General features: G+C 73.8%; 2 pseudogenes. Both read left to right on the forward strand.

The annotated features are described in order from the left end of the window. Window positions 1-854, forward strand: a pseudogene (locus CTA01S_RS16140) (phage tail protein); the annotation flags it as partial. 67 nt (window positions 855-921) lie between these two features. Continuing rightward, window positions 922-1,275: pseudogene (locus CTA01S_RS16145) on the forward strand (hypothetical protein); the annotation flags it as partial.

A 1,275-nucleotide genomic window follows, 5' to 3' on the forward strand; every position in this document is an offset into this window, starting at 1 on the left:
CCGGGCCCGCGAGCGCCGATCTCGGGGCAGTGGCCCCGGAGGATTACGCGCCCTTGCTCACGCTCGGCCAGGCACTGCCGGCGAGCGAGGCCGATGCGCTGGCCGTGCCGGTGACGGCGCTGTCCCAGCCCGAGCGCCTGAGCATCGGCGACTACGCCTATCTGGTCGATGCCGCAGGCCAGCTCCGCGAGGCGGTGGCCATCCTCGCCTTCGATGCCACCGCCGGCACGCTCGACCTCGCCCGCGGCGTGCTCGACACCACACCGCAAGCCCATCCGGCCAGCACGCGGCTCATCGGCGTGGGCGAATGGCTGGCCGCCGAGACCACCGAACGCGCCCCGGGCGAGTCGGTGTTCGTCGCCGCCATCCCGCGCACTTCCACCGACCAGGGCGATGCGGTGCTCGCCGCCAACGGCCAGCCGCTGGTGCTCAGCGGCCGCCAGGCGCGGCCGTATCCACCCGGGCGCATCCGGCTCAACGGCCAGCGCGAGCCCGCCGTGGTCGCCGGCGACCTGATCCTCACCTGGGCGCACCGCGACCGCATCCAGCAGACCGCCTACCTCGTGCGCCAGGACGAGGGCGACATCGGCCCCGAGCCCGGCACCACCTACACCGTGCGCATCCGCGACCGCAACGGCGTGCTGGTGCGCACCCAAAGCGGCATCGCCGGCAACACCTGGACCTGGGACGTGGCCAGCGCTGCGGCAGATGCGGGCAGCGCCGGCGATACCGTCACCGTCGAGATCGAGGCCGAGCGCGACGGCCTGAGCAGCTGGCAGGCGCAGACGCGCACCACCGAACGCGCCGGCTACGGCCTGCGCTGGGGGCAGCACTGGGGCGGGGTGTCGCCATGATCGCCGGGCCGTCCCAAGATCATGGCGCGCCCCCTCGGGGGGCCGCCGCCCAGCGGCGGGGGCAGCTATGAGTCCGCCGCGCATCGACGTGCACCTCTTGACGCTCGATGAGCCAACCGAATGGCGCGAGGCCTGCATCGCCAGCCTCGCCGGCGCGCCGATCCGCCTGCACCGGCTGCCCGGCATCCCGGGGCGTGTCGGGAGGGCCCGCGCGGCGGGCTTCGCGCGAGGGACCTTGCCGCTCGTGTCCTTCGTCGATCCCGACGACCGCTACGAGGCCGGCGCCTTCGCATTGCTGGCCGATGCCCTCGATGCCTGTCCGTCGGCGGTGCTGGCCTACACCGACGAGGCGCTTATGGACGAGCAAGGCCGCGACACCAGCGTGCGGCGACTGGCCTACAGCGCCTTCCAACACGCCCAT

Origin of the sequence: Caldimonas taiwanensis NBRC 104434 (genome assembly GCF_001592165.1) — a bacterium.
GTDB lineage: Bacteria > Pseudomonadota > Gammaproteobacteria > Burkholderiales > Burkholderiaceae_C > Caldimonas > Caldimonas manganoxidans.